22 protein-coding genes are annotated in these 19,735 nt (G+C 62.0%); 12 read left to right on the forward strand and 10 right to left on the reverse strand.

Going from position 1 to position 19,735, the window contains the following annotated elements; genetic code table 11:
* Positions 1 to 63: 63 nt before the first annotated feature.
* The 12 genes from FAA97_RS07255 (at position 64) to pufC (ending at position 11,263) form a co-directional block, all read left to right on the forward strand.
* Positions 64 to 930, forward strand: a complete 867-nt coding sequence (locus FAA97_RS07255) for a polyprenyl synthetase family protein (RefSeq protein ID WP_136597874.1) — start codon at positions 64 to 66, stop codon at positions 928 to 930.
* A 5-nt stretch (positions 931 to 935) separates the two neighbouring features.
* Positions 936 to 2,132, forward strand: a complete 1,197-nt coding sequence (locus FAA97_RS07260; RefSeq protein ID WP_136597875.1) for a methyltransferase — start codon at positions 936 to 938, stop codon at positions 2,130 to 2,132.
* A gap of 113 nt (positions 2,133 to 2,245) precedes the next feature.
* Positions 2,246 to 3,184, forward strand: a complete 939-nt coding sequence (gene bchC / locus FAA97_RS07265) for a chlorophyll synthesis pathway protein BchC (protein ID WP_136597876.1) — start codon at positions 2,246 to 2,248, stop codon at positions 3,182 to 3,184.
* On the forward strand, positions 3,181 to 4,188 hold the full coding sequence (locus FAA97_RS07270) for a chlorophyllide a reductase iron protein subunit X (RefSeq protein WP_136597877.1): 1,008 nt from the start codon (positions 3,181 to 3,183) through the stop codon (positions 4,186 to 4,188). The genes bchC and FAA97_RS07270 overlap by 4 nt, the downstream gene beginning before the upstream one ends.
* 13 nt (positions 4,189 to 4,201) lie before the next feature.
* Positions 4,202 to 5,785, forward strand: a complete 1,584-nt coding sequence (bchY, locus tag FAA97_RS07275; RefSeq protein WP_136597878.1) for a chlorophyllide a reductase subunit Y — start codon at positions 4,202 to 4,204, stop codon at positions 5,783 to 5,785.
* Positions 5,779 to 7,230 (forward strand): chlorophyllide a reductase subunit Z, encoded by a 1,452-nt coding sequence (gene bchZ, locus FAA97_RS07280; RefSeq protein WP_136597879.1) that lies wholly within the window; start codon positions 5,779 to 5,781, stop codon positions 7,228 to 7,230. Before bchY ends, bchZ begins: the two co-directional genes overlap by 7 nt.
* A gap of 44 nt (positions 7,231 to 7,274) precedes the next feature.
* A complete protein-coding gene (locus FAA97_RS07285; protein WP_136597880.1) occupies positions 7,275 to 7,508 on the forward strand; it encodes a hypothetical protein in 234 nt (77 codons plus the stop codon).
* 115 nt (positions 7,509 to 7,623) lie between these two features.
* Positions 7,624 to 7,845 carry a light-harvesting antenna LH1, beta subunit gene (gene pufB / locus FAA97_RS07290; protein WP_136537885.1) on the forward strand — a complete coding sequence of 74 codons (222 nt, stop codon included), beginning with the start codon at positions 7,624 to 7,626 and terminating at the stop codon, positions 7,843 to 7,845.
* Between the two features lie 11 nt (positions 7,846 to 7,856).
* Complete coding sequence (gene pufA, locus FAA97_RS07295) at positions 7,857 to 8,054, forward strand: light-harvesting antenna LH1, alpha subunit (protein WP_136597881.1); 198 nt, start codon at positions 7,857 to 7,859, stop codon at positions 8,052 to 8,054.
* Positions 8,055 to 8,155: 101 nt separating this feature from the next.
* Positions 8,156 to 9,001: a photosynthetic reaction center subunit L gene (pufL, locus tag FAA97_RS07300; protein WP_136597882.1), complete on the forward strand. Its 846-nt coding sequence runs from the start codon at positions 8,156 to 8,158 to the stop codon at positions 8,999 to 9,001.
* Positions 9,002 to 9,014: 13 nt separating this feature from the next.
* Positions 9,015 to 9,980: a photosynthetic reaction center subunit M gene (gene pufM, locus FAA97_RS07305; RefSeq protein ID WP_136597883.1), complete on the forward strand. Its 966-nt coding sequence runs from the start codon at positions 9,015 to 9,017 to the stop codon at positions 9,978 to 9,980.
* A gap of 11 nt (positions 9,981 to 9,991) precedes the next feature.
* On the forward strand, positions 9,992 to 11,263 hold the full coding sequence (gene pufC / locus FAA97_RS07310; RefSeq protein ID WP_136597884.1) for a photosynthetic reaction center cytochrome PufC: 1,272 nt from the start codon (positions 9,992 to 9,994) through the stop codon (positions 11,261 to 11,263).
* Between the two features lie 203 nt (positions 11,264 to 11,466).
* Here the strand turns inward: pufC and FAA97_RS07315 are convergent, their stop codons facing one another.
* Genes FAA97_RS07315 through bchM form a run of 10 tightly spaced genes read right to left on the reverse strand, consistent with a single transcriptional unit; the run spans position 11,467 to position 19,732 of the window.
* Entirely contained in the window at positions 11,467 to 12,000 is a 534-nt protein-coding gene (locus tag FAA97_RS07315; protein ID WP_136597885.1) for an isopentenyl-diphosphate Delta-isomerase, read from the reverse strand.
* A 54-nt stretch (positions 12,001 to 12,054) separates the two neighbouring features.
* Positions 12,055 to 13,272 (reverse strand): 5-aminolevulinate synthase, encoded by a 1,218-nt coding sequence (gene hemA / locus FAA97_RS07320; protein ID WP_136597886.1) that lies wholly within the window; start codon positions 13,270 to 13,272, stop codon positions 12,055 to 12,057.
* Positions 13,272 to 14,171: a putative photosynthetic complex assembly protein PuhE gene (gene puhE, locus FAA97_RS07325; protein WP_136597887.1), complete on the reverse strand. Its 900-nt coding sequence runs from the start codon at positions 14,169 to 14,171 to the stop codon at positions 13,272 to 13,274. The genes hemA and puhE overlap by 1 nt, the downstream gene beginning before the upstream one ends.
* 10 nt (positions 14,172 to 14,181) lie before the next feature.
* A complete protein-coding gene (gene acsF / locus FAA97_RS07330; protein ID WP_136598307.1) occupies positions 14,182 to 15,231 on the reverse strand; it encodes a magnesium-protoporphyrin IX monomethyl ester (oxidative) cyclase in 1,050 nt (349 codons plus the stop codon).
* Positions 15,232 to 15,287: 56 nt separating this feature from the next.
* Positions 15,288 to 15,593, reverse strand: coding sequence for a hypothetical protein (locus FAA97_RS07335; protein ID WP_113376834.1), 306 nt, complete (start codon positions 15,591 to 15,593; stop codon positions 15,288 to 15,290).
* Entirely contained in the window at positions 15,590 to 16,084 is a 495-nt protein-coding gene (puhC, locus tag FAA97_RS07340) for a photosynthetic complex assembly protein PuhC (RefSeq protein WP_136597888.1), read from the reverse strand. The genes FAA97_RS07335 and puhC overlap by 4 nt, the downstream gene beginning before the upstream one ends.
* A gap of 11 nt (positions 16,085 to 16,095) precedes the next feature.
* The gene (puhB, locus tag FAA97_RS07345; RefSeq protein ID WP_136597889.1) at positions 16,096 to 16,770 is read right to left on the reverse strand and encodes a photosynthetic complex putative assembly protein PuhB; all 675 of its coding nucleotides are present in this window, start codon (positions 16,768 to 16,770) and stop codon (positions 16,096 to 16,098) included.
* Positions 16,767 to 17,546: a photosynthetic reaction center subunit H gene (gene puhA, locus FAA97_RS07350; RefSeq protein WP_136597890.1), complete on the reverse strand. Its 780-nt coding sequence runs from the start codon at positions 17,544 to 17,546 to the stop codon at positions 16,767 to 16,769. Before puhA ends, puhB begins: the two co-directional genes overlap by 4 nt.
* A gap of 33 nt (positions 17,547 to 17,579) precedes the next feature.
* Entirely contained in the window at positions 17,580 to 19,019 is a 1,440-nt protein-coding gene (locus tag FAA97_RS07355) for a BCD family MFS transporter (protein WP_136597891.1), read from the reverse strand.
* A complete protein-coding gene (bchM, locus tag FAA97_RS07360; RefSeq protein WP_136597892.1) occupies positions 19,016 to 19,732 on the reverse strand; it encodes a magnesium protoporphyrin IX methyltransferase in 717 nt (238 codons plus the stop codon). The genes FAA97_RS07355 and bchM overlap by 4 nt, the downstream gene beginning before the upstream one ends.
* Between the last annotated feature and the right edge of the window lie 3 nt (positions 19,733 to 19,735).

A 19,735-nucleotide genomic window follows, 5' to 3' on the forward strand; every position in this document is an offset into this window, starting at 1 on the left:
TTCATTTACACATTAGATGGTCGTATATTTTTTACAACTGCGCAATTACTGGAGGTGAACCTTATGGATTTCCCCGAGCGCATAGAAGCCGGCATGCAGCGCGCCTTGCGTTACGCGACCGCTAGTGGATGTCCGCCCATCCTCGCGCAAGCTCTGAGACACGCCGTGTTTCCCGGTGGTGCGCGCATAAGGCCCCGCCTCTGCCTCGCGGTCGCCGCCGCCTGCGGCGACCGCGCCCCCCTTGCGGCAGACAGCGCTGCCGTGGCGATCGAACTCCTGCATTGCGCCTCGCTTGTTCACGACGACATGCCCTGTTTCGACAATGCCGCGACCCGCAGGGGAGCGCCCAGCGTCCATGTCAAATTCGGGGAGGAAATCGCTCTTCTGGTGGGGGACGGCCTGATCGTGGCCGCCTTTGAAACAGTGGCGCGAGAAACCCAGCAGACACCCCTTTTGACAGCGCCGCTCGTCGCAACAATCGCCAATGCCGTCGGCACGCCCTACGGCCTGGTCGCCGGCCAGGCCTGGGAAAGCGAACCGCAGATCAACATCGCTGCCTATCATCGCGCCAAGACAGCCTCATTGTTCAGCGGCGCCGTCTCCACCGGGGCAATTGCTTCCGGCGGCAATCCGCGCGAATGGCTGGTCCTCGCAGATGCCCTGGGGGCGGCTTATCAGGTGGCAGACGATCTCTACGATGCCGTCGGGCAGTCCGATGCCGGAAAACCGACAGGCCAGGACAGCCGCAACGGCAAGCCGAACATTGTTGCCAGCATTGGTCTGGAAGCAGCGCTCGCACGCCTCAAGCAGCTGGTCGTCGAGGCGGCCGACAGCGTTCCGGATTGCCCGGGAGCCGAAGGGTTCCGTGCGATGATCCGCAATGAAGCGACGCGCCTGATGCCCAAAACGCTCGCCACAAGCGCTGCGTGACGGGGATGGATACCGGTGCCAGACGAGCGGTGCCGGCAAAACAGCCCCTGACTGGCGCCCCTGATCTGGCACGCCAGGCGCCCGGGTTTGTCCAGGCATTGCGAATCAGGATCAGGCTTTGGCGAAACCGCCAGATTGCCTCGCCTCGCTTCCGATCGCTGTTGTCCCGCCTGCCGCTGCTCAGCGCGATCTCTCATCGGAAGGCAAACAATCTCTTCCGCCTCACCTCCGGCTTTGTGCACGCCCAGATCTTGCTGGCCTGCGTCAAATGCGGCCTGTTCGAAGCCCTTGAGGAAAAGGCGCTGACTTGCTCGGCACTTGCACTGCGCTGCGGTCTGCCGCTCGAACATATGCAAAGCCTGCTCAAGCAGGCACGGCGCCTGGACCTTGTCTTGGCGATCGAACCGGACCACTGGTTGCTGACCGATGCAGGGACCGTTCTTGCCGCCGACAGAGGCTTGCGCGAAATGATCCGGCACCACGAGATGCTGTACCGCGATCTCGCCGATCCCTCGGTCTTGTTTCGCAGCGACCCGCGGGACACGGAACTTCGTCGTTACTGGTCTTATGTCCGCGAGCAAGATCCGGCAAAGATGGGGGGTGATGCGGTTGCGCCCTACTCCGCATTGATGCGTGAAAGTCAGGCCATGCTGGCCGATTGCATCCTCGCCTCCTGGGATTTCCGGCCGTATCGACGTCTGCTCGATATTGGCGGTGGTGAAGGCGCGTTTCTTGCTGCGGTCGGCACCCGATATCCGCATCTTCGTCTTGCCCTTTTCGATCTCCCCGCAGTGACCGATCTGGCGTCCAGACATTTGCGGGACAGCCGCCTCTCGGCCAGAAGTGAACTCCATGGCGGAGACTTCAGCATCGACGTCATTCCAAACACTTCAGACTGCGTTACGTTGATCCGCATTCTTTGTGATCACGATGACGATCGCGCAGAACAGATCCTATCGAACCTCCATGGCCATTTAGCCCCTGGAACGCAGCTGATCATCGCAGAAGCCACGGCCGGCGAAAGCGAGGGCGGCAAGCTCGCGGCGCTCTACTTCGACGCCTACTTCGCGGCCATGGGGTCCGGGCGCTGCAGATCGCCGCAGGAAATCCAGCATCTGCTTCTCCGCAGCGGCTTTCGCAGCGTACGGACGGCTCCCACCACAAATCCGCTTCTTGCAACCATAGTTGCTGGAATTCGGTGAGATGCAACTTCTATAAATCTTCAAGTGTGTAAATTTAGATTGACACCCATGCATGTCACTCTAAGATGACATTTGGGAGCAGAGGGCATCCCGTGTCCGGGGAGGGCACGACAATGCACAGTGCAGCCATCGTCTTTGAACAACCTCGCAAGCTCGCCCTCAGGCGCCTGGCACTGACCACAGCTGAGCCCTCTGACATCGTGGTGGAATCGGCTTTCAGCGGCGTTTCCAGCGGCACTGAAAAGATGCTCTTCGAAGGCACGATGCCGGCCTTTCCAGGCATGCGCTATCCCCTCGTTCCAGGCTATGAGACCGTCGGCACGGTGGTCGAGGCCGGGGCAACATCCGGTCACGCGATCGGGGAGCAGGTTTTTGTCCCCGGCGCCAATTGTTATGCCGATGCTGCCGGATTGTTTGGCGCTACCGCCTCACGGATCGTGCTGCCGGGCGCACGTGCTGTGAAGATCCGGTTCAAAGAGACAGAGGAGGCAACGCTGCTTGCACTTGCAGCAACCGCTCACCACGCGGTTTGCCGTGTGTCTCGTCCAGCGTCCCTCGTCGTCGGTCATGGCGTGCTGGGCCGTCTTGTCGCCCGAATGCTGATTGCCACCGGCAATCCGGCACCCAGCGTCTGGGAGAGGCAAGAGTCCCGTCGCGATGGCGCCGAAGGGTATGCCGTCACCGCGCCCGACATCGACAGGTCGCTCCGCCATGATGTGATCATCGATGCCAGTGGCGATGTGTCGGTTGTCGACCTGGCGATCCAGCGCCTTTATCGGCGCGGCGATCTCGTCCTCGCCGGCTTCTATGGCGAGCGGATCGATTTTGCCTTCCCGGCAGCCTTCATGAAGGAAGCCTCAGTGGCGATCGCCGCTGAATTTACTGCCGAGGACGTTCAGGCGGTTCTCGCACTCGTCGAGACCGGCCGCCTCTCACTGGCCGGCCTGATCACCCACCATTCCGCCCCCTCCGACGCGGCCTCAGCCTATCGGACGGCATTCCACGACCCCGATTGCCTGAAAATGATCATTGACTGGAGGAAAGCCGCATGAGCCTCGACCTCGCACCGGACGGACTGGAGCGCCTGCAGGAAAACCTCCGCGAGGAAGCCGCGCTCGAACCCGATGCACCTGTTGCCGGCAAGGTGACCAAGGAAACACAGATCATCGCGATCTACGGCAAGGGCGGCATCGGCAAGAGCTTCACGCTCGCCAATCTCTCCTACATGCTGGCCCAGCTCGGCAAGAAGGTCCTGCTGATCGGTTGCGACCCGAAAAGCGACACTACCTCGCTGCTCTTCGGTGGCCGCGCCTGCCCGACCATCATCCAGACGGCATCCCGCCGCAAGGAAGCCGGCCAGGAAGTTTCGATCTCCGACGTCTGCTTCAAGCGCGACGGCGTCTTCGCCATGGAACTCGGCGGACCCGAAGTCGGCCGCGGCTGTGGTGGCCGCGGCATCATTCATGGCTTTGAAACCCTGGAAAAACTCGGCTTCCATGATTGGGACTTCGATTATGTCCTGCTGGACTTCCTCGGCGACGTGGTCTGCGGCGGCTTCGGCCTGCCGATCGCTCGCGACATGTGCCAGAAGGTCGTGGTGGTCGGCTCGAACGACCTGCAGTCGCTCTATGTCGCCAACAATGTCTGTTCGGCGGTCAAATACTTCCGCAATCTCGGCGGCAATGTCGGCGTCGCCGGCCTCGTGATCAACAAGGACGACGGTACGGGCGAGGCTCAGGCCTTTGCCGAAGCGGTCGGCATTCCGGTGCTGGCCTCGATCCCGCAGCATGAAGACATCCGGCGCAAGAGCGCCAACTACCAGATCATCGGCACCCATGACAGCCAGTGGGGTCCGCTGTTCGAGGCGCTCTCGATCAATCTTGCTGAAGCCCCTCCGGTCCTTCCCCGACCGCTCGATCAGGATGGCCTGCTCGGCCTCTTCGACGCCAGCGAAACCGGCGCCGACTACAAGCTCCAGCCAGCTCTGCCGGAAGACATGTGCGCCTCGGGCGCACTGAAACGGCCGTCGCTGGAAGTCGTCTACGACAACGTATGAGATCGGGAAAACAATGGATGATCTGCGCAAGGAATTCGAGCCGGACGACGCTAGCGGGATCACACCCGTCGGCAGCGAAGCCGCTGTCCTTGCAGGCGGCGGAGAGCAAGACGTGTCCGGCATCGGCTGCCATGGCGGCGTCGAGCTGTCCAAGGCCGCTGCCCGGGCCGCCGGCCAAGGCGAGTTGATGGACCGCTTTGAAGCCGACTATCCGAAAGGTCCCCATGACCAGCCACAATCCATGTGCCCGGCTTTCGGTTCCTTGCGCGTTGGCCTTCGCATGCGGCGCGTCGGCACCATCCTTTCCGGCTCGGCCTGCTGCGTCTACGGCCTGACCTTCACCTCGCATTTCTACGGCGCCAAGCGATCGGTCGGCTATGTGCCGTTCAGCTCGGAAACCCTGGTCACAGGCAAGCTTTACGAGGATATCGTTGAGGCCGTGCACCAGATGGCGGACCCGGAAAAGTTCGACGCCGTCGTCGTGACCAATCTTTGCGTACCCACCGCATCCGGCGTGCCGCTCAAGATGTTGCCGCGCGAAATCGACGGTGTCCGCATCGTCGGGATCGATGTCCCCGGTTTCGGCGTGCCGACCCATGCGGAAGCGAAGGATGTGCTCTCCGGCGCCATGCTCGCCTATGCCCGCCAGGAAGTCGGCGAAGGCCCGGTCCAGCGTCCGCGCGGCGGACTCAAGGATCGGCCGACGGTCACACTGCTGGGTGAAATGTTCCCGGTCGATCCCGTCGTCATCGGCGGCATGCTCGAACCCATGGGCCTTGCGGCCGGTCCGACGGTTCCGGTTCGCGAATGGCGTGAACTCTATTCCGCGCTCGACTGCGCCGCTGTTGCCGCGATCCACCCCTTCTACACGGCAAGCATCCGCGAATTCCAGGCGGCCGGTCGCCCCATCATCGGCTCGGCCCCTGTGGGTGTCGATGGAACGGATGCCTGGCTAAAGGCGATCGGCGAGAGCTGCAATGTCCCAGAGGCGAAGACCAATATCAGCCGCAACGCCATGCGGGGCGCGATCAAGGCAGCGCTCGCCGAACACAGGATCAAGGGCCGCATCACGCTTTCCGGCTACGAAGGCTCAGAACTGCTCGTCGCCCGCCTGCTGGTCGAGCTTGGCGCAGACTTGCGCTATGTCGGCACGGCCTGTCCGAAGACGCCCTACAACAGCGACGATGCGGAATGGTTGAAAGCCCATGGTGTGGAGCTGCGCTTCCGAGCCTCGCTCGAGCAGGACCTTGCCGCCTTCGAAGAGTTCAAGCCGGATCTGGCGATCGGCACCACGCCTGTGGTGCAGAAGGCCAAGGAGAGTGCCACCCCGGCGCTCTACTTTACCAACCTGATTTCCGCCCGCCCGCTGATGGGGCCTGCCGGTGTCGCTTCGCTGCCCGCAGTGATCAATGCCGCGATTGGCAACAAGGACCGGTTCCTCGCCATGAACGCCTTCTTTGAAGGTGTCGGCTCTGGCGATGGCGCGGGCATCTGGGAAGCCATCCCAGAGGACCGCAGCGCCTACCGCAAGAAGTTTGCGGCCAAGGTCAAGCAGTCCCGCAACGCCGTCGACAATGGGGAGAGCGTCGGATGCTGATCCTCGACCACGACAGAGCCGGCGGTTACTGGGGCAGCGTTTATGCCTTTACCGCGATCAAGGGCCTTCAGGTGATCATCGACGGCCCAGTGGGCTGCGAAAACCTGCCGGTCACCTCGGTGCTGCATTATACCGATGCCCTGCCCCCGCACGAATTGCCGATCGTCGTCTCCGGCCTTTCGGAAGACGAGCTTGGCCAGCACGGCACGGAAGGCGCGATGAAGCGGGCGCGTCTTGCGCTCGATCCGGATCTGCCCGCCGTCGTCGTCACCGGCTCGATCGCCGAAATGATCGGCGGCGGCGTGACGCCGGAAGGGTCCAACATCGTCCGCTTCCTGCCGCGAACCATTGATGAGGATCAGTGGCAGAGCGCTGATCGCGCGCTGAAATGGCTCTGGACGGAATTTGGACCCAAGGGCGGCAAGGTGCCGGCGCCGCGTCGCCGTCCGGAAGGTGCCAAGCCCCGCGTCAACATTATCGGGCCGATCTACGGCACCTACAATATGCCCTCGGACCTCGCCGAAATCCGTAGGCTGGTCGAGGGCCTGGGCGCCGAGATCAACATGGTCTTCCCGCTCGGCAGCCATCTCGAAGAGGTGCGCAAGCTTGCCGACGCCGATGCCAATATCTGCCTCTACCGGGAATTCGGCCGCCTGCTCTGCGAGGCGCTGGACAGACCCTATCTGCAGGCGCCGATCGGCATCCATTCGACGACGGCCTTCCTGCGCGAACTCGGGCAAATGCTGGGTCTCGATCCGGAGCCCTTCATTCTGAAAGAAAAGCATACGACGCTGAAGCCGCTCTGGGATCTCTGGCGCTCGGTCACCCAGGACTTCTTTGCGACCGCGAGCTTCGCCATCGTCGCCAACGAAACCTATGTCCGCGGCATCCGCAATTTCCTCGAGGAGGAAATGGGCCTGCCCTGCAACTTCGCGGTCCCACGCAAGGCGGGCTCGAAGACCGACAATATAGAGGTCGCCGACCTGACAGCGAAGAAGCCGCCGATGATCATGTTCGGCTCGTTCAACGAGCGCATGTACATGGCCGAACGTGGCGCTCGCGGCAAGTTCGTGCAGCTGTCCTATCCCGGCGCCATCGTTCGCCGCCATCCCGGCACGCCGGTCATGGGGTATTCGGGCGCGGCCTGGCTAATCCAGGAAGTCTGCAACGCGCTTTTCGACATGCTGTTCGACATCCTGCCGCGTGCCGGAGAGCTCGACGCGATCGAGGCGACGACCGCTCGCCCGCGCAGTGAAATGGCCTGGCAGTCGGATGCCCAGGCCTCGCTTGAGACATTCATCGGCAATGAGCCCGTGCTCGTGCGCATTTCGGCGGCCAAGCGGCTGCGCGAGGCGGCAGAGCGCGAGGCACGCCGGGCCGACGATCACGAAGTTACCCGTCACCATGTGGAGAAGGCGGCCCGCCTCGAAGGGGCCTTCGCATGATGACGGGAACAAGACCCCTTGAGGGGACCATTGGAGGTGAAGCCATGATCACTGCAACCCGATCCGATCCGACTTCAAGTCGCACCCGCGATCGTCAGGCCGAGCGACAGAACATGCGGCGTCTCTATCTGCTGCTCTATCCGCTCTGCCTGTTTGCGGCTGTTGCGTCGCGCCTCACAGGCCATGCCGAAGACGCAACCCAGCGCCCGGCACAATCCGTTTTCGCCGAGGCCCGGTCCGCGGCCTATGCAGCTGCCGGTTACGCCTTCCACGCGTAACCCGATGCCTTTGCTGGTGTTCTCGACACCGGCAGAAACCGGCAGGTCCGTCAAACGGCCTTCCGAAACCCCGCCGCGGGGGCGCCGCGGTGTTCGAGACTAGGAGGTGAATTTGATGGCAGAGACATCAAATGTTTCACTTTCGGGTCTGACCGAAAGCGAAGCGCGCGAGGTCCATGGATTCTTCATCCAAGGCTTCATGATATTCACGGCGATTGCCATCGTCGCGCATATCTTGGTCTGGATGTGGCGTCCCTGGATCCCGGGTCCGGAAGGTTACAGCTCTCTCGAGGGCATTAACCAGACGGCTCTCACGCTTCTGCCGATGTTGGCCTGAGGAGGCGTGATATGTGGAGAATCTGGCTTATGTTCGATCCGCGCAAAGCGTTGGTCGCACTCTCCGTATTCCTTTTCACCCTCGCCATCCTGATCCACTTCATCCTTTTGAGCACGGAACGCTTCAACTGGCTGGAGGGCAAACCGCTCACCACCAGTTCCATCGAGCAATCCCTCTCTGAAAGTGTGGATCTCAGGCTGATTGGCTGAAACCCAAGACGGCAGCGGGCGCAGCTCAACATGCGTGCCCGCCGCCAATACTGCTCGACCCGACATCGCCGCCTGGCGGATGACCTCTGGAGGAAACGGACATGGCGCTGCTGAGTTTTGAACGCAAATATCGCGTACGAGGCGGGACGCTCCTCGGAGGCGATCTCTTCGATTTCTGGGTAGGACCCTTCTATGTGGGCTTCTTCGGTGTCACCACCGCATTTTTCGCAACCCTGGGAACCGCGCTTCTTGTCTATGGCGCCGCAATCGGTCCGACCTGGAACATCTGGCGCATCTCGATTGCGCCACCCGATCTCTCCTACGGTCTGGCGCTTGCGCCATTGAAGGAAGGCGGCCTCTGGCAGATCGTCACGGTCTGCGCGCTCGGAGCGTTCATTTCCTGGGCGCTGCGTGAAGTGGAGATCTGCCGGAAACTCGGCATCGGGTATCATGTGCCCTTTGCCTTTTCGTTTGCCATCTTCGCCTATGCGACGCTTGTCGTCTTCCGTCCGTTGCTGCTCGGCGCCTGGGGACATGGCTTTCCCTATGGCATCTTCAGCCACCTCGATTGGGTGTCAAACGTCGGCTACCAGTATCTGCATTTCCATTACAATCCGGCGCACATGATCGCGGTGACCTTCTTCTTCACCACGACACTGGCGCTCTCCCTGCATGGCGGCCTCATTCTATCGGCAGCCAATCCGGGCGCATCAATCACCGAAGCCGGCAAACAGGCCGAAGTGAAGACGCCCGAATACGAAGACACTTTCTTCCGCGACATCATCGGCTACTCGATCGGCACGCTCGGCATCCACCGCCTCGGCCTGATCCTGGCGCTGAATGCGGGCTTCTGGAGCGCCGTCTGCATCGTCATCAGCGGACCCTTCTGGAATCAGGGTTGGCCGCAATGGTGGAACTGGTGGCTTCAGCTACCGATCTGGAACTGAGGGGGACCGGACCATGTTCTTTTCACAGTATCAAAACATCATCACGCCCATTCAAGTCAGCGGTCCACTGGAAGAAGGCATGCCTCTACCCGCAGGCGACAGCCCGCGCGCCGGCAAGCCGTTCCTGGTTCGCCTGTTCGGCATGATCGGCAACGCCCAGATCGGACCGATCTATCTCGGCTATCTCGGCACGCTGTCGCTGGTCTTCGGCTTCATCGCCTTCGAGATCATCGGCCTCAACATGCTGGCCTCTGTTGGCTGGGATCCGATCCAGTTCGTGCGCCAACTCTTTTGGCTGGGGCTCGAACCGCCGAGTGCCGAATACGGCTTGAAAATCCTGCCGCCGCTCGCAGACGGTGGCTGGTGGCTGATTGCCGGCTTTTTCCTCACCACCTCAATCCTCTTGTGGTGGGTGCGCGTTTATCGCCGTGCGCGCCAGCTTGAACTCGGCACGCATGTCGCCTGGGCCTTTGCCGCCGCCATCTTCCTGTTCCTGTCGCTCGGCTTCATCCGCCCTCTCCTGATGGGCAATTTCTCAGAAGCCGTGCCTTTCGGCATCTTCCCGCATCTGGATTGGACGGCCGCCTTCTCGATCCGCTACGGCAATCTCTACTACAACCCGTTCCACTGCCTCTCGATCGTGTTCCTCTATGGCTCGGTCCTGCTCTTTGCGATGCATGGGGCAACCATTCTCGCCGTCGGCAAGTATGGCGGCGAACGTGAGCTGGAACAGATCACCGATCGCGGTACGGCCTCTGAACGCGCGGCCCTCTTCTGGCGCTGGACCATGGGCTTCAACGCCACGATGGAATCGGTCCACCGCTGGGCCTGGTGGTTTGCCATTCTGACCCCGATCACAGGCGGCATCGGCATTCTGTTGACGGGTACCGTGGTCGACAACTGGTATCTCTGGGGCATCAACCACGGGATCGTCTCCCCGCTGCCGGGCTATCCCGGCGTCGTCGACCCGGCGCTATAAGGAGAAGGACGATGAAACTCTGGATTCCCTTCGCTATCTCCGCCGGTTCACTGCTGACGATCGCAAGCTTCGTCGGCGCCGGCTGGGATGCGCCGCCCGTCGAGAGCACGCAGATCGGCTTCCGCGGTACGGGCATGTACATCCATCGGGATGTCGAAAAGCAGGAAGCTTTGAAGGTGGCAAATGTCGTGCCGCCAGCCCCCTGGCAGGCAGATCCCGCCGGCGACAAGGCGCGGGATCTCTATGAGAATGTTCAGGTTCTCGGTGACCTCTCGGACGACCAGTTCAACCAGTTCATGGCCTCGATTACCGAATGGATTTCACCGGAAGCCGGCTGCAACTACTGCCACAACCCTGAAAACCTCGCCTCCGACGAGGTCTATCAGAAGGTTGTTGCCCGCCGCATGATCCAGATGACCCAAGCAATCAATGTCGACTGGAGTGCCCATGTGGGCCAGGCCGGCGCGACCTGCTACACCTGTCACCGCGGTCAGGCGATCCCTGCCAACTACTGGTACGAGGATCTCGCACCGAAGCCGGCGGGTGGCATGACCCAGAACCGGGCGGGCCAGAATGTCGTCGCCAAATTCGGCGGCAATTCATCGCTGCCACAGAATGTGCTCAAGGATTACCTCCTCGATGCCAAGCAGATCCGGGTTCACTCAACCACGGCGCTGCCGACGGGCACAAACTTGACCGGCACGAAACAGACCGAAGCCACCTGGTCGCTGATGATGCACATGTCCGAGTCCCTCGGCGTCAACTGCACAACCTGCCACAACTCCAGGGCCTTCAATGCCTGGGATGAAAGCCCGCCGCAACGCGTGACCGCCTGGCATGGCATCCGCATGACGCGAGACATCAATGCCAACTACATGGTTGGTCTCACGCCGGTCTTCCCCGAGCATCGCAAGGGGCCGGAAGGCGATACCTTCAAGGTCGGCTGCGCCAGCTGCCATGCCGGCGTGCAGAAGCCACTCTATGGCGTTTCCATGCTGCAGGATTATGTGGATGCTCTCGGGAAGAAGGGACCGACGGAGGTACCTGATTTCACCACCTATCAGCCCGGCACAACACAACGTATGGCCGCGGCAGGAGCAGCAAGCCCAACGGCAGTTTCCCCTGCCGCCACAGCCAACGATCCCGCGACCGCCTCCCCACCGAGCGAAACACCAGCGGCCAGCCCGCCGGCTGAAACGCCGGCTGCGACACCGCCGACCGATGCCCCAGCCGCGGAACCACCCGCCGCCGCACCGCCGGCTGCAACGCCACCGGCGAACTGAACGGGCGGCATCCCAAGGCAGGCCGCGATGACGGGAAAGGGGAGCTTTCGAGCTCCCCTTCTTCGCGCGGAGTGGGTGACCTGCTCCAAGCGGCATCGATACAACTGGCCGGGAGGGGAAGCCTGACAGGCGAACGGCTTTGCCGCATTGCCAGTCCGAGACGCTAGGAAACATGGGGGATGGTGGCGGGGAGACTGGTCGCCTCAAGCCGCTTCGGCGAAGCTCAGGCCTGGAAAGCGCTGCAGGTAGATACGGAACCAGGGGGTAAACTCCTGCGGGCGCTCGCGCACCTCCCGCATCAGGTCGCGCGGTCCGATCCAGCGAACCGCTTCGACCTCGCCCGCTACGGGTTCGACTTCAAGCCTGCGGTGGTCGACCTGAGCGCTGAAGAGCGTCACACGCTCATGCTCCTTCAGGCCCTGCCCGACATCGGCGACATATTCGACAGTCTGGTGGCGGGTGAGCGGCACCGTAAACCCAAGTTCTTCGGTGAGACGGCGCTCGGCACACCCCTCGAGTGTTTCATTCCAGTGCGGATGCGTACAACAGGTGTTCGCCCAAAGGCCAGCGCAATGGTATTTGGTTGAAGCGCGCTTCTGGATAAGCAGAAGATCCCCGTCGAAGACAAAGACCGAGACGGCCAGATGCAGCTGTCCGTCGAGATGCGCCTGCATCTTTTCCATCGGATAGAGCGATCCGTCACCGGCGATCGCCGGGATCATTATGCTGTCCGTCATAGCAAGAGCATCCTGAAGTGTCTTTTGCGGGTGCCGATAAGGCCTTTGCCGCACTTAGGCAACCGCTCTCGCAAGAGCGCATTTCGACCACAGTGAACAGAGCGCTTCGGCAAGGTGGTCAATGTCGGCATCGCTGTGCAGAGGTGTCGGCGTAATGCGCAGTCGTTCCTTGCCAACCGCGACCGTGGGGTAGTTGATCGGTTGGACGTAGATGCCGAAATCATCGAGCAGGACATCGGAGATCCATTTGCACTTGGCCGCATTGCCGACCATGACCGGTACGATGTGGCTCGGGTTATGCATATGCGGGATACCACGAACGTCGAGCGCACGTCTGACCTTGGCCACGGCCGCCTGATGCATATGGCGCTCAAAGGGGCTTTCTTTCAGATGGCGGATCGACGCAGTCGCGCCGGCCGCAAGCGCCGGTGGGATCGCGGTGGTGAAGATGAAACCCGAGGCGAAGGAACGCACGAAATCGATCAGCACGGATGGACCGGTGATATAACCGCCCATGACGCCGAAGGCCTTGCCGAGTGTCCCTTCAATGACGGTGAGCCGGTCCATCAGCCCTTCGCGTTCGGCAACGCCGCCACCGCGCGGACCGTACATGCCGACAGCATGCACCTCATCGAGATAGGTCAGGGCGCCGAACTGGTCGGCGACATCGCAGATCTCCTTGATCGGCGAGATGTCCCCATCCATCGAGTAGACGCTCTCGAACGCCACAAGCTTCGGGGCGGCCGGATCGTCCGCTGCCATCAGCTCGCGCAGATGCTTGTAGTCATTGTGGCGGAACTGCCGCTTGAGGCAACGCGAGTGGCGAATGCCCTCGATCATGGAGGCATGATTGAGTGAATCGGAATAGCAGATGATATCTGGGATCTTCGCAAGCAGTGTGCCAAGTGCTGCCCAGTTCGACACATAGCCGGAGGTAAAGATGAGGGCGCCCTCCTTGCCATGCAGGTCAGCCAGCTCCTTTTCCAGGAGCACGTGATAGTGATTGGTGCCGGAGATGTTGCGCGTGCCGCCCGCACCCGCGCCGCATTTGCGCACCACCTCGATCATCCGATCCGTCACAACAGGGTTCTGCCCCATGCCGAGATAGTCGTTCGAGCACCATACCGTAACGTCACGCTGCGTGCCGTCGGCGCTATGAAAGGCGGCTTTCGGAAAGGCCGAGCAATGACGCTCCAGATCCGCGAACACGCGGTAGTTACCGGCCGTGTGCAAGCCGGCGAGCGCCTCTTCCATGTGCTGGAAAACAGTCATCAGTCTTTCCTCTTCCCGATCGTGTCGTGTCCGATTGTTGTCCAGGCGGTATGCGGCCCGGACACCGGCCCACCCTCCTTGAATGCGGAAATGCTATCGGCCGCTGGGCCAATGGCGAGATTGCCCCTGTCCTGCCGCGCCATGGCCCAGCGCCAAAGCGCCGTATCCGAAACGGGCAGGACAAGGACGAGGTGCTCAACGATGGCGAGCGCCATGAAGGTCGCGAGCAGCGTATGGCCAACGACCGAATGTGCCTGGGTTGCCCTGTTGGCACCGACGACGAGGACGACAAAGACGCCAGCAGCAATCGCCAGAAAAAGCGGAAAGAGCGGCGTCATCCGATCTGTCTTGAAATAGCTTTTCAGATGCCGGACGCCCTTCGGCATCAATTCGCTGACGGCATGCGGCGCACCCAGAAAGATCACCAGCTTGGCGGAGATGCGCATGCCCCAGAGCAGGCCGAAGGCAGCAAGGCCGAAGAGATTGGCCGATCCCTGGAGCGAAAACCACAGGGCCATCGCGGTCACCAGGATGGCAATCTCGTGATCGCTCACAGCCTCCCAGGCTGCCCGGAAGCGGCTGAAGCCGGTCAGCCCCGCAGGGCACTCACCCGTCCGCCGTCCTGTCAGCAACCCTGTCAGGAAAGCCGCCTCATGCCAGGCCCAGACGAGCAGCGCACCGAAGAAACCGAGATAGGAACCGATCACGGTCGGCGCCTGCGCGCCCCAGAGCATCAATCCGACACCGAATGCGCCGATAAACGTCATCAAGGCCATGAGCACGAGGCCCCTGGCGCGCGGCCCCTCCGACCGGTTGACCATGGCGAGCACCAGCCCGGTCGAAAGCCACCACACGGAGATGGCGACGAGAACGACCGAGAGCGGGTGTGTGAGGGTCATGGCGATTTCCTCACCAGACCGGTTGCAGACGGGAGGTCGCCGGGATGGCATTCGATTTCGTCGGGATCATATACATCCTGACGAAATTGACCGCTGCAGCCGCCGACCAGAAGCCCTTGGCGATCTTGCCCGAAAGGCCACCCTTTTCGTTGGCCGCCATGACGTTTCGGTTGATCCGCTCCATCCGGCGGAAGCCCTCATGCAGGCTCGGATTGTCGAGATTGAGCACGAGCGGGAAGCACTGGCGCGAGATCTCGCTCGTCAGCCGGAAGACCTTCATGTCGTAATCGTCGATATCGACGCCGAGACCCTTGTGAAAGGCCGGCCGCATGTGATCGCGCACATACATTGTGGCGAAGACGGCCAGCAGGAAGAACTTGATCCAATACTTGTTTTTGCCCTCCATCAGCCGCTTGTCGGAGCGGATGATCAGCGAGAAGGCCTCGCCATGGGAGAATTCGTCATTGCACCACTCGCGGAACCACTTGAAGATCGGGTGGAAGCGCTTGTCCGGATGCTGTTCGAGATGCCGGAAGATCGTGATGTAGCGGGCATAGCCGATCTTTTCGGAGAGATAGGTCGCATAGTAGATGAACTTCGGCTTGAAGAAGGTGTATTTCTTGGCCTTGGCGAGAAAGCCCATGTTCACGCCGATGCCGAAATCCTTCAGCGCATCGTTGATGAAGCCGGCATGGCGGGATTCGTCGCGGCTCATATAGCCGAAGAGCTCGCAGATCTCCTGGTTCTTGCCGCGCCGCTTCATCTCCTTGTAGAGCACGCAGCCCGAGAATTCGGAAGTGAGCGACGAGACGAGGAAGTCGATGAACTCTTCGCGCAGATCGTCCGGCAGAGCTTCAATGTCGATATCGTCCCACTGTTCATTGCGCTTGAAGTGCCCGCGGTTCGGATCGCTCTTCATCTGGGCGATCAGTACATCCCATTCGGCGCGCACCGGCTCGACATTGATCTTGTCCATCTCTTCGAAGTCGGTGGTGTAGAAGCGCGGTGTCAGCATGGTCGAGACAAGCGCGCTGCGGGTCGTGTCGCTGACCCCGGCCATGCGCTCTTCCACCGTCGGTTCGTGATCGGCCAGATCAACAGGCGAAACATGGTTGTTCATGACAATGCCCTCTCCGTGAAGCTGAATTCGCACAATTCCATCATGTCGAGATCGCCGGTCGCGCGGATCCAGGCGCGTTCCAGTGCGCCCGCGCGCGTAATCGTCGCCTTGCGACGGAAGTTCTGGCTGGAACCGTAGGGGATCTGGACCGGTGCACCATGCACCTGCACCTCGTCACCCGGATGGACAACGACACCGTTGTCGAACCTCAAGTGCGCACCGAGCGCTTCGAAGGTGTTGTTGATTTCGACGGTACAATCGACCGTCTCCTTCCGTCGCATCAAGGCAAAGACCGGGTTCATTGGCTTTCTCCTCCCTGTGAGCCCAGAAGGGCTGCGAATGCGGCCACGTTGTCCGGGCCGAAGGCATCGAGATAGATCCGCTCGCCGGTGCCGATATCGGACAGGCTGACGGCACCGGCTTCCCATTTGATGAGCCGGTAGGGGGTGTCGAACGGCACCTTGGCCACCTGGCGCATACGCTCGAAGGCCCTGAGTGATCCGCGAACGAAACCACCCGCCTGCGGGCCGTAGCTTGCGATCTCGCGGCCCGTTGCCAGGTCCGTGACAACGACGAAATCCGAGGTGCTGCGCGCGATCATAAGATCGCGCATGGCGACCGGGGCACCCAGCTGCTGCTTGACCACACCGAGCCCCGTGGTCTGGCCGAAGACGATCGCAGCCGCCGTGAAGGCGAGCAGCCCAACGAGGCCGAAGAACACCCCGCGCGGCAAGCGGTTCGGTGTCTTGCCCTTGCGGTCCGCCCAATATCCGAGATGCGAGGCCGATCCCATGACGCGCGTCCCTATTCCGCCGCGACGACGGATGGTGGCATGGCACGTCCGGTCGCTTCGTTGATGACGATACGGGGCTGTTCACTGCGCGCAGCGCGATACTGGCCGATGGCCGCTGCCAGGATGTTTGCTACCTTTTCGGCGTCCGGCAGGCAGATCAGGCTCGGCTCGGGCCGGGAGAAGCGGAAGCCCCGCACATGCGGCCATTGGATGAGCCAGGACAGGCGCTGCTCAGGCTGAAGGGCGATCGCAATTTTACCCGCCTTTTCGCCGAAATGGGCAAGAGCAACGCCGTCGATCTGTCGGAACGGCAGGTTCAGCGTCATCGAAATCGCAACACCGAAGCGCATGACGATACGCTCCGTCGTGATTGTGTAGAGGGTCGTCTTCTCGACGGCCCAGGCAAAGAGCTCGATCATGCCGATCAGCACGCCCGCCAGTGCGGTCAGCACGGCAACGGAAAACAGGATTCCGCCTGCCGCTTGACCATCGTTAAACCCCGCGAGCACCGCCCATCCGCCGAGAACCAGGAAATAGCCAGTAATCCAGCGGATTTTGAGAAAATGGCGGGCGACAAGGGCAGACGACGGCCGTCCTTGCCAGAGGATGACTTCACCGACGGGCGGCACACCGGGAAGTCCCGGCAGCGGCTCGATCTCATGTTCACGGATGACAAACTGGTTCACAGCAGTGGCTCCTGACGAAAGCGATCCGCATAGAGGAGACCAGCGCCGAAATAGGCGGCGATCTTGTCTTCCTCAAGCAAGGTTACGAGTTCAGGGCGAGCCGTTGCGGGGACGTCTGCAAACTGCGCGGCGGTGACGGCATGCACATAGAGATGCCGGAGATTGCCGCGACCCGTCTGATAGACGACGAAGTTGTTCGGCAACAACACGGTGCGTCCGCCTTCGCCGAGTTCGACTTCATAATAGCGGATCAAATGCTCTGCGCGGTCGACCCAGATATCCTTGATGGTGCCAGCCACATGCTTGTCGCAACCGAGAACGGCAAGCCCACGCGGATCGGTCGCGCCTTCAGCAAGGCCGAAACCCTCTGCGACACGGAGGGGCACAATGCGGGCGTCGCCATGAGCGGTCACGTCAGGCTTGTCGGAACGCTCGGCCCAGGAACCCGGGCCAATGCCGGCAAGCAGCGGATTGCCGACCGGCTCGGAGGGATAACCGGGAGCAGGCGCGATGCGGCGGCTTGAGAACGTCCGCTCGTCACGCTTGAAATCAGGAGCATGCCGGATGCCCTGGCCATGCGGCAGGACGAAGGTCTTCTTCGGCGGCACGAAGAGCCAGGGGCTCTTGTTGTAGCGGCCCGTCACATCCTCTTCGAGCGGATAGCCCTCCCGACGATCTTCCTGACGCAGATACCAGATCAGCCCTGCGAAAAAGAGCCAGAACGCGTAGAGCACCACTTGTGCGACATCGATATTCCCAACCAGCGACCCGGTCATGTCAGACCCTCCAGTAGAGCGTTGCCACCGGCCTCAGCCGGGCAGCTCCGCCAATCCAAAACGCATGTCCTGCAGATAATCCCTCTGATAGCGCCGGCCGGTCAGCGGACCCAAGACCGCCAGGCACAGAAAGAGGATAATGATTTCAAAGCTGTAGACCACGAGATAGCCGGCCGCCGGCGTCATCATGGCCTCACCGAGTGTGCCGTTCAGCGCGAGCGCATTGACCGTGTTCTTGATGACGCCGCCGGCCAGCATGGCGGCCCCGATGGCGGTCGCCTGCACCGCCCCCCAGGCTCCGACGACAAGGCCGCTGTCGGAGCGCTCGGCAATGCCCATTGCCGCCAGCATGGTGCCGACAGCAAAGAGGCCGCCGCCAAGACCGATGCCGAAGGTCCCGAGGTGGAAAAGTGCGTTCACGCCAAGCGGCGAGGCAAAGATGACGGCCGAGAAGGCGAAAATGCCCATCAGGAGCCCGCGCGCGGCGACCCGGTACATCTGCACACCGTGTTGCAGGCTGTGCGCCGCCCAGGCGAAGCCGAGCAAGGTGCCGAAGGCCCAGAGGCCTGTAAGCCGGGTGGTTTCGCCGACCGAGAGGCCGAGGATCTCGCCACCATAGGGTTCAAGCAGGATATCCTGCATCGAAAACGCGGCCGAACCGAGCGCGACGGCCAGCAGCAGCCGCAGGACGCCGGGCGCGCTTCGATAGTCATCGAGCGCATCGACGAAGCTTGAGAGATCCCGTTCGGCCGCGGTGCGGCGCACGTCGCGCGGCTCCTGCTTCCAGATGGCGATGACATTGATGACGATGGTCAGAAGCGCCGTGCCCTGGATCACCTGGATCAGGAGCTTCGGCGAGAAATTGACGAGGAAGACGCTGTAGACGCTGGAAGCGCCAATCATGCCGGCAAGAAGCAGGACATAGAGAAGGGCGACGACCCTTGGGCGCTTGTCTTCAGGCACGAGATCGCTGGCAAGGGCAAGCCCCGCCGTCTGCGACATATGCATGCCGAAGCCTGTCAGGATGAAAGCAAGGCTTGCGCCCGCAGCCCCTGCCCATTCCGGACCCACCGTCTGCGACTGCAGGAGAAGCAGCGCGAAGGGCATGATCGCAAGCCCACCGAACTGCAGGAGGCTGCCCAGCCAGACATAGGGCACGCGCCGCCAGCCCAGCACGGATTTATAGGTATCCGAGCGGAAGCCGAAGAGCAGCCGAAGCGGCGCCGCCAGCACGGGGATGGCCACCACGGCGGAAACCAGCGCGACGGAGACACCAAGTTCAACGATCAACACCCGGTTCAGCGTACCCGTCAGGAGAACGAGAACGCAGCCGGCGGAGACCTGGAACAGTGCCAGCCGCAGCAGGCGCGACAACGGCATTTCAACTGTCGCCGCATCCGCAAACGGCATGAAGCGCGTTCCGAGCCTTTGCCAGAACGCGATCATTTTGCGGTTGGCGGCGGCGATCGTCATGACCGGATCACCTCCATGGCCTGTGAGGTGTAAAACCCGACGGCGACCTTGTGGCTGCGGCCGGCCTGCCAGGCGGCAAATTCCGGGTGATGCAGCATTTCGTCGACCAGCCTGGACGGATCGACCGGATAGATGGCTGGCGCACGGTTGCCGCGCGGGAAGACCTTGCCGGCGGCGAGCATGGCGCGCAGCAGCCGCGAACCGGGGGCGAGCGTAAACACCATCTGCCGATCCGTGCGCTCGGCAAGTGCATGCAGCACGCGCACGGCATCGGCCGGGCGATAGTGGATGAGCACGTCCATGGCGACCACCGCGTCGAACCGCCCGTGGCGGGGATCGAGCATGTCGCCGCTGTGGAAGGTAACGGAGCCCCTGAAGCGACCCTGTGACGCTTCGAGATCATGCGCGCGCTGGCGGGCATGGGCGATCATCTGCGCCGAGAGATCGATGGCGACGACGTCTGCGCCGCGGGCGACGAGTTCAAAGGAGAGAACGCCGGAGCCGCAGCCTGCATCGAGGACACGCCAGCCGGTCAGATCCTGCGGCAACCAGGAGGCGAGCGTGCCACGCATCTCCTCGCGACCTTTGCGCACCGTCGCGCGGATACCGCTGACCGGCTGGTCGCCGGTCAGGCGCTTCCAGGCGTCCAGTGCCGTGCGATCGAAGTAGTGTTCGATCTCCCCGGTGCGTCTGATGTAATCGGCCTGGCTCATGGC

Source organism: Peteryoungia ipomoeae (assembly GCF_004912165.1).
Lineage (GTDB): Bacteria > Pseudomonadota > Alphaproteobacteria > Rhizobiales > Rhizobiaceae > Allorhizobium > Allorhizobium ipomoeae.

Excerpts from the sequence above, each read along its gene's own strand:
- FAA97_RS07255 (WP_136597874.1), top strand. The coding sequence starts at position 64 with ATGGATTTCCCCGAGCGCATAGAAGCCGGCATGCAGCGCGCCTTGCGT.
- FAA97_RS07260 (WP_136597875.1), top strand. The coding sequence starts at position 936 with ATGGATACCGGTGCCAGACGAGCGGTGCCGGCAAAACAGCCCCTGACT.
- bchC (WP_136597876.1), top strand. The coding sequence starts at position 2,246 with ATGCACAGTGCAGCCATCGTCTTTGAACAACCTCGCAAGCTCGCCCTC.
- FAA97_RS07270 (WP_136597877.1), top strand. The coding sequence starts at position 3,181 with ATGAGCCTCGACCTCGCACCGGACGGACTGGAGCGCCTGCAGGAAAAC.
- bchY (WP_136597878.1), top strand. The coding sequence starts at position 4,202 with ATGGATGATCTGCGCAAGGAATTCGAGCCGGACGACGCTAGCGGGATC.
- bchZ (WP_136597879.1), top strand. The coding sequence starts at position 5,779 with ATGCTGATCCTCGACCACGACAGAGCCGGCGGTTACTGGGGCAGCGTT.
- FAA97_RS07285 (WP_136597880.1), top strand. The coding sequence starts at position 7,275 with ATGATCACTGCAACCCGATCCGATCCGACTTCAAGTCGCACCCGCGAT.
- pufB (WP_136537885.1), top strand. The coding sequence starts at position 7,624 with ATGGCAGAGACATCAAATGTTTCACTTTCGGGTCTGACCGAAAGCGAA.
- pufA (WP_136597881.1), top strand. The coding sequence starts at position 7,857 with ATGTGGAGAATCTGGCTTATGTTCGATCCGCGCAAAGCGTTGGTCGCA.
- pufL (WP_136597882.1), top strand. The coding sequence starts at position 8,156 with ATGGCGCTGCTGAGTTTTGAACGCAAATATCGCGTACGAGGCGGGACG.
- pufM (WP_136597883.1), top strand. The coding sequence starts at position 9,015 with ATGTTCTTTTCACAGTATCAAAACATCATCACGCCCATTCAAGTCAGC.
- pufC (WP_136597884.1), top strand. The coding sequence starts at position 9,992 with ATGAAACTCTGGATTCCCTTCGCTATCTCCGCCGGTTCACTGCTGACG.
- FAA97_RS07315 (WP_136597885.1), bottom strand. The coding sequence starts at position 12,000 with ATGACGGACAGCATAATGATCCCGGCGATCGCCGGTGACGGATCGCTC.
- hemA (WP_136597886.1), bottom strand. The coding sequence starts at position 13,272 with ATGACTGTTTTCCAGCACATGGAAGAGGCGCTCGCCGGCTTGCACACG.
- puhE (WP_136597887.1), bottom strand. The coding sequence starts at position 14,171 with ATGACCCTCACACACCCGCTCTCGGTCGTTCTCGTCGCCATCTCCGTG.
- acsF (WP_136598307.1), bottom strand. The coding sequence starts at position 15,231 with ATGGCCGGGGTCAGCGACACGACCCGCAGCGCGCTTGTCTCGACCATG.
- FAA97_RS07335 (WP_113376834.1), bottom strand. The coding sequence starts at position 15,593 with ATGAACCCGGTCTTTGCCTTGATGCGACGGAAGGAGACGGTCGATTGT.
- puhC (WP_136597888.1), bottom strand. The coding sequence starts at position 16,084 with ATGGGATCGGCCTCGCATCTCGGATATTGGGCGGACCGCAAGGGCAAG.
- puhA (WP_136597890.1), bottom strand. The coding sequence starts at position 17,546 with ATGACCGGGTCGCTGGTTGGGAATATCGATGTCGCACAAGTGGTGCTC.
- FAA97_RS07355 (WP_136597891.1), bottom strand. The coding sequence starts at position 19,019 with ATGACGATCGCCGCCGCCAACCGCAAAATGATCGCGTTCTGGCAAAGG.
- bchM (WP_136597892.1), bottom strand. The coding sequence starts at position 19,732 with ATGAGCCAGGCCGATTACATCAGACGCACCGGGGAGATCGAACACTAC.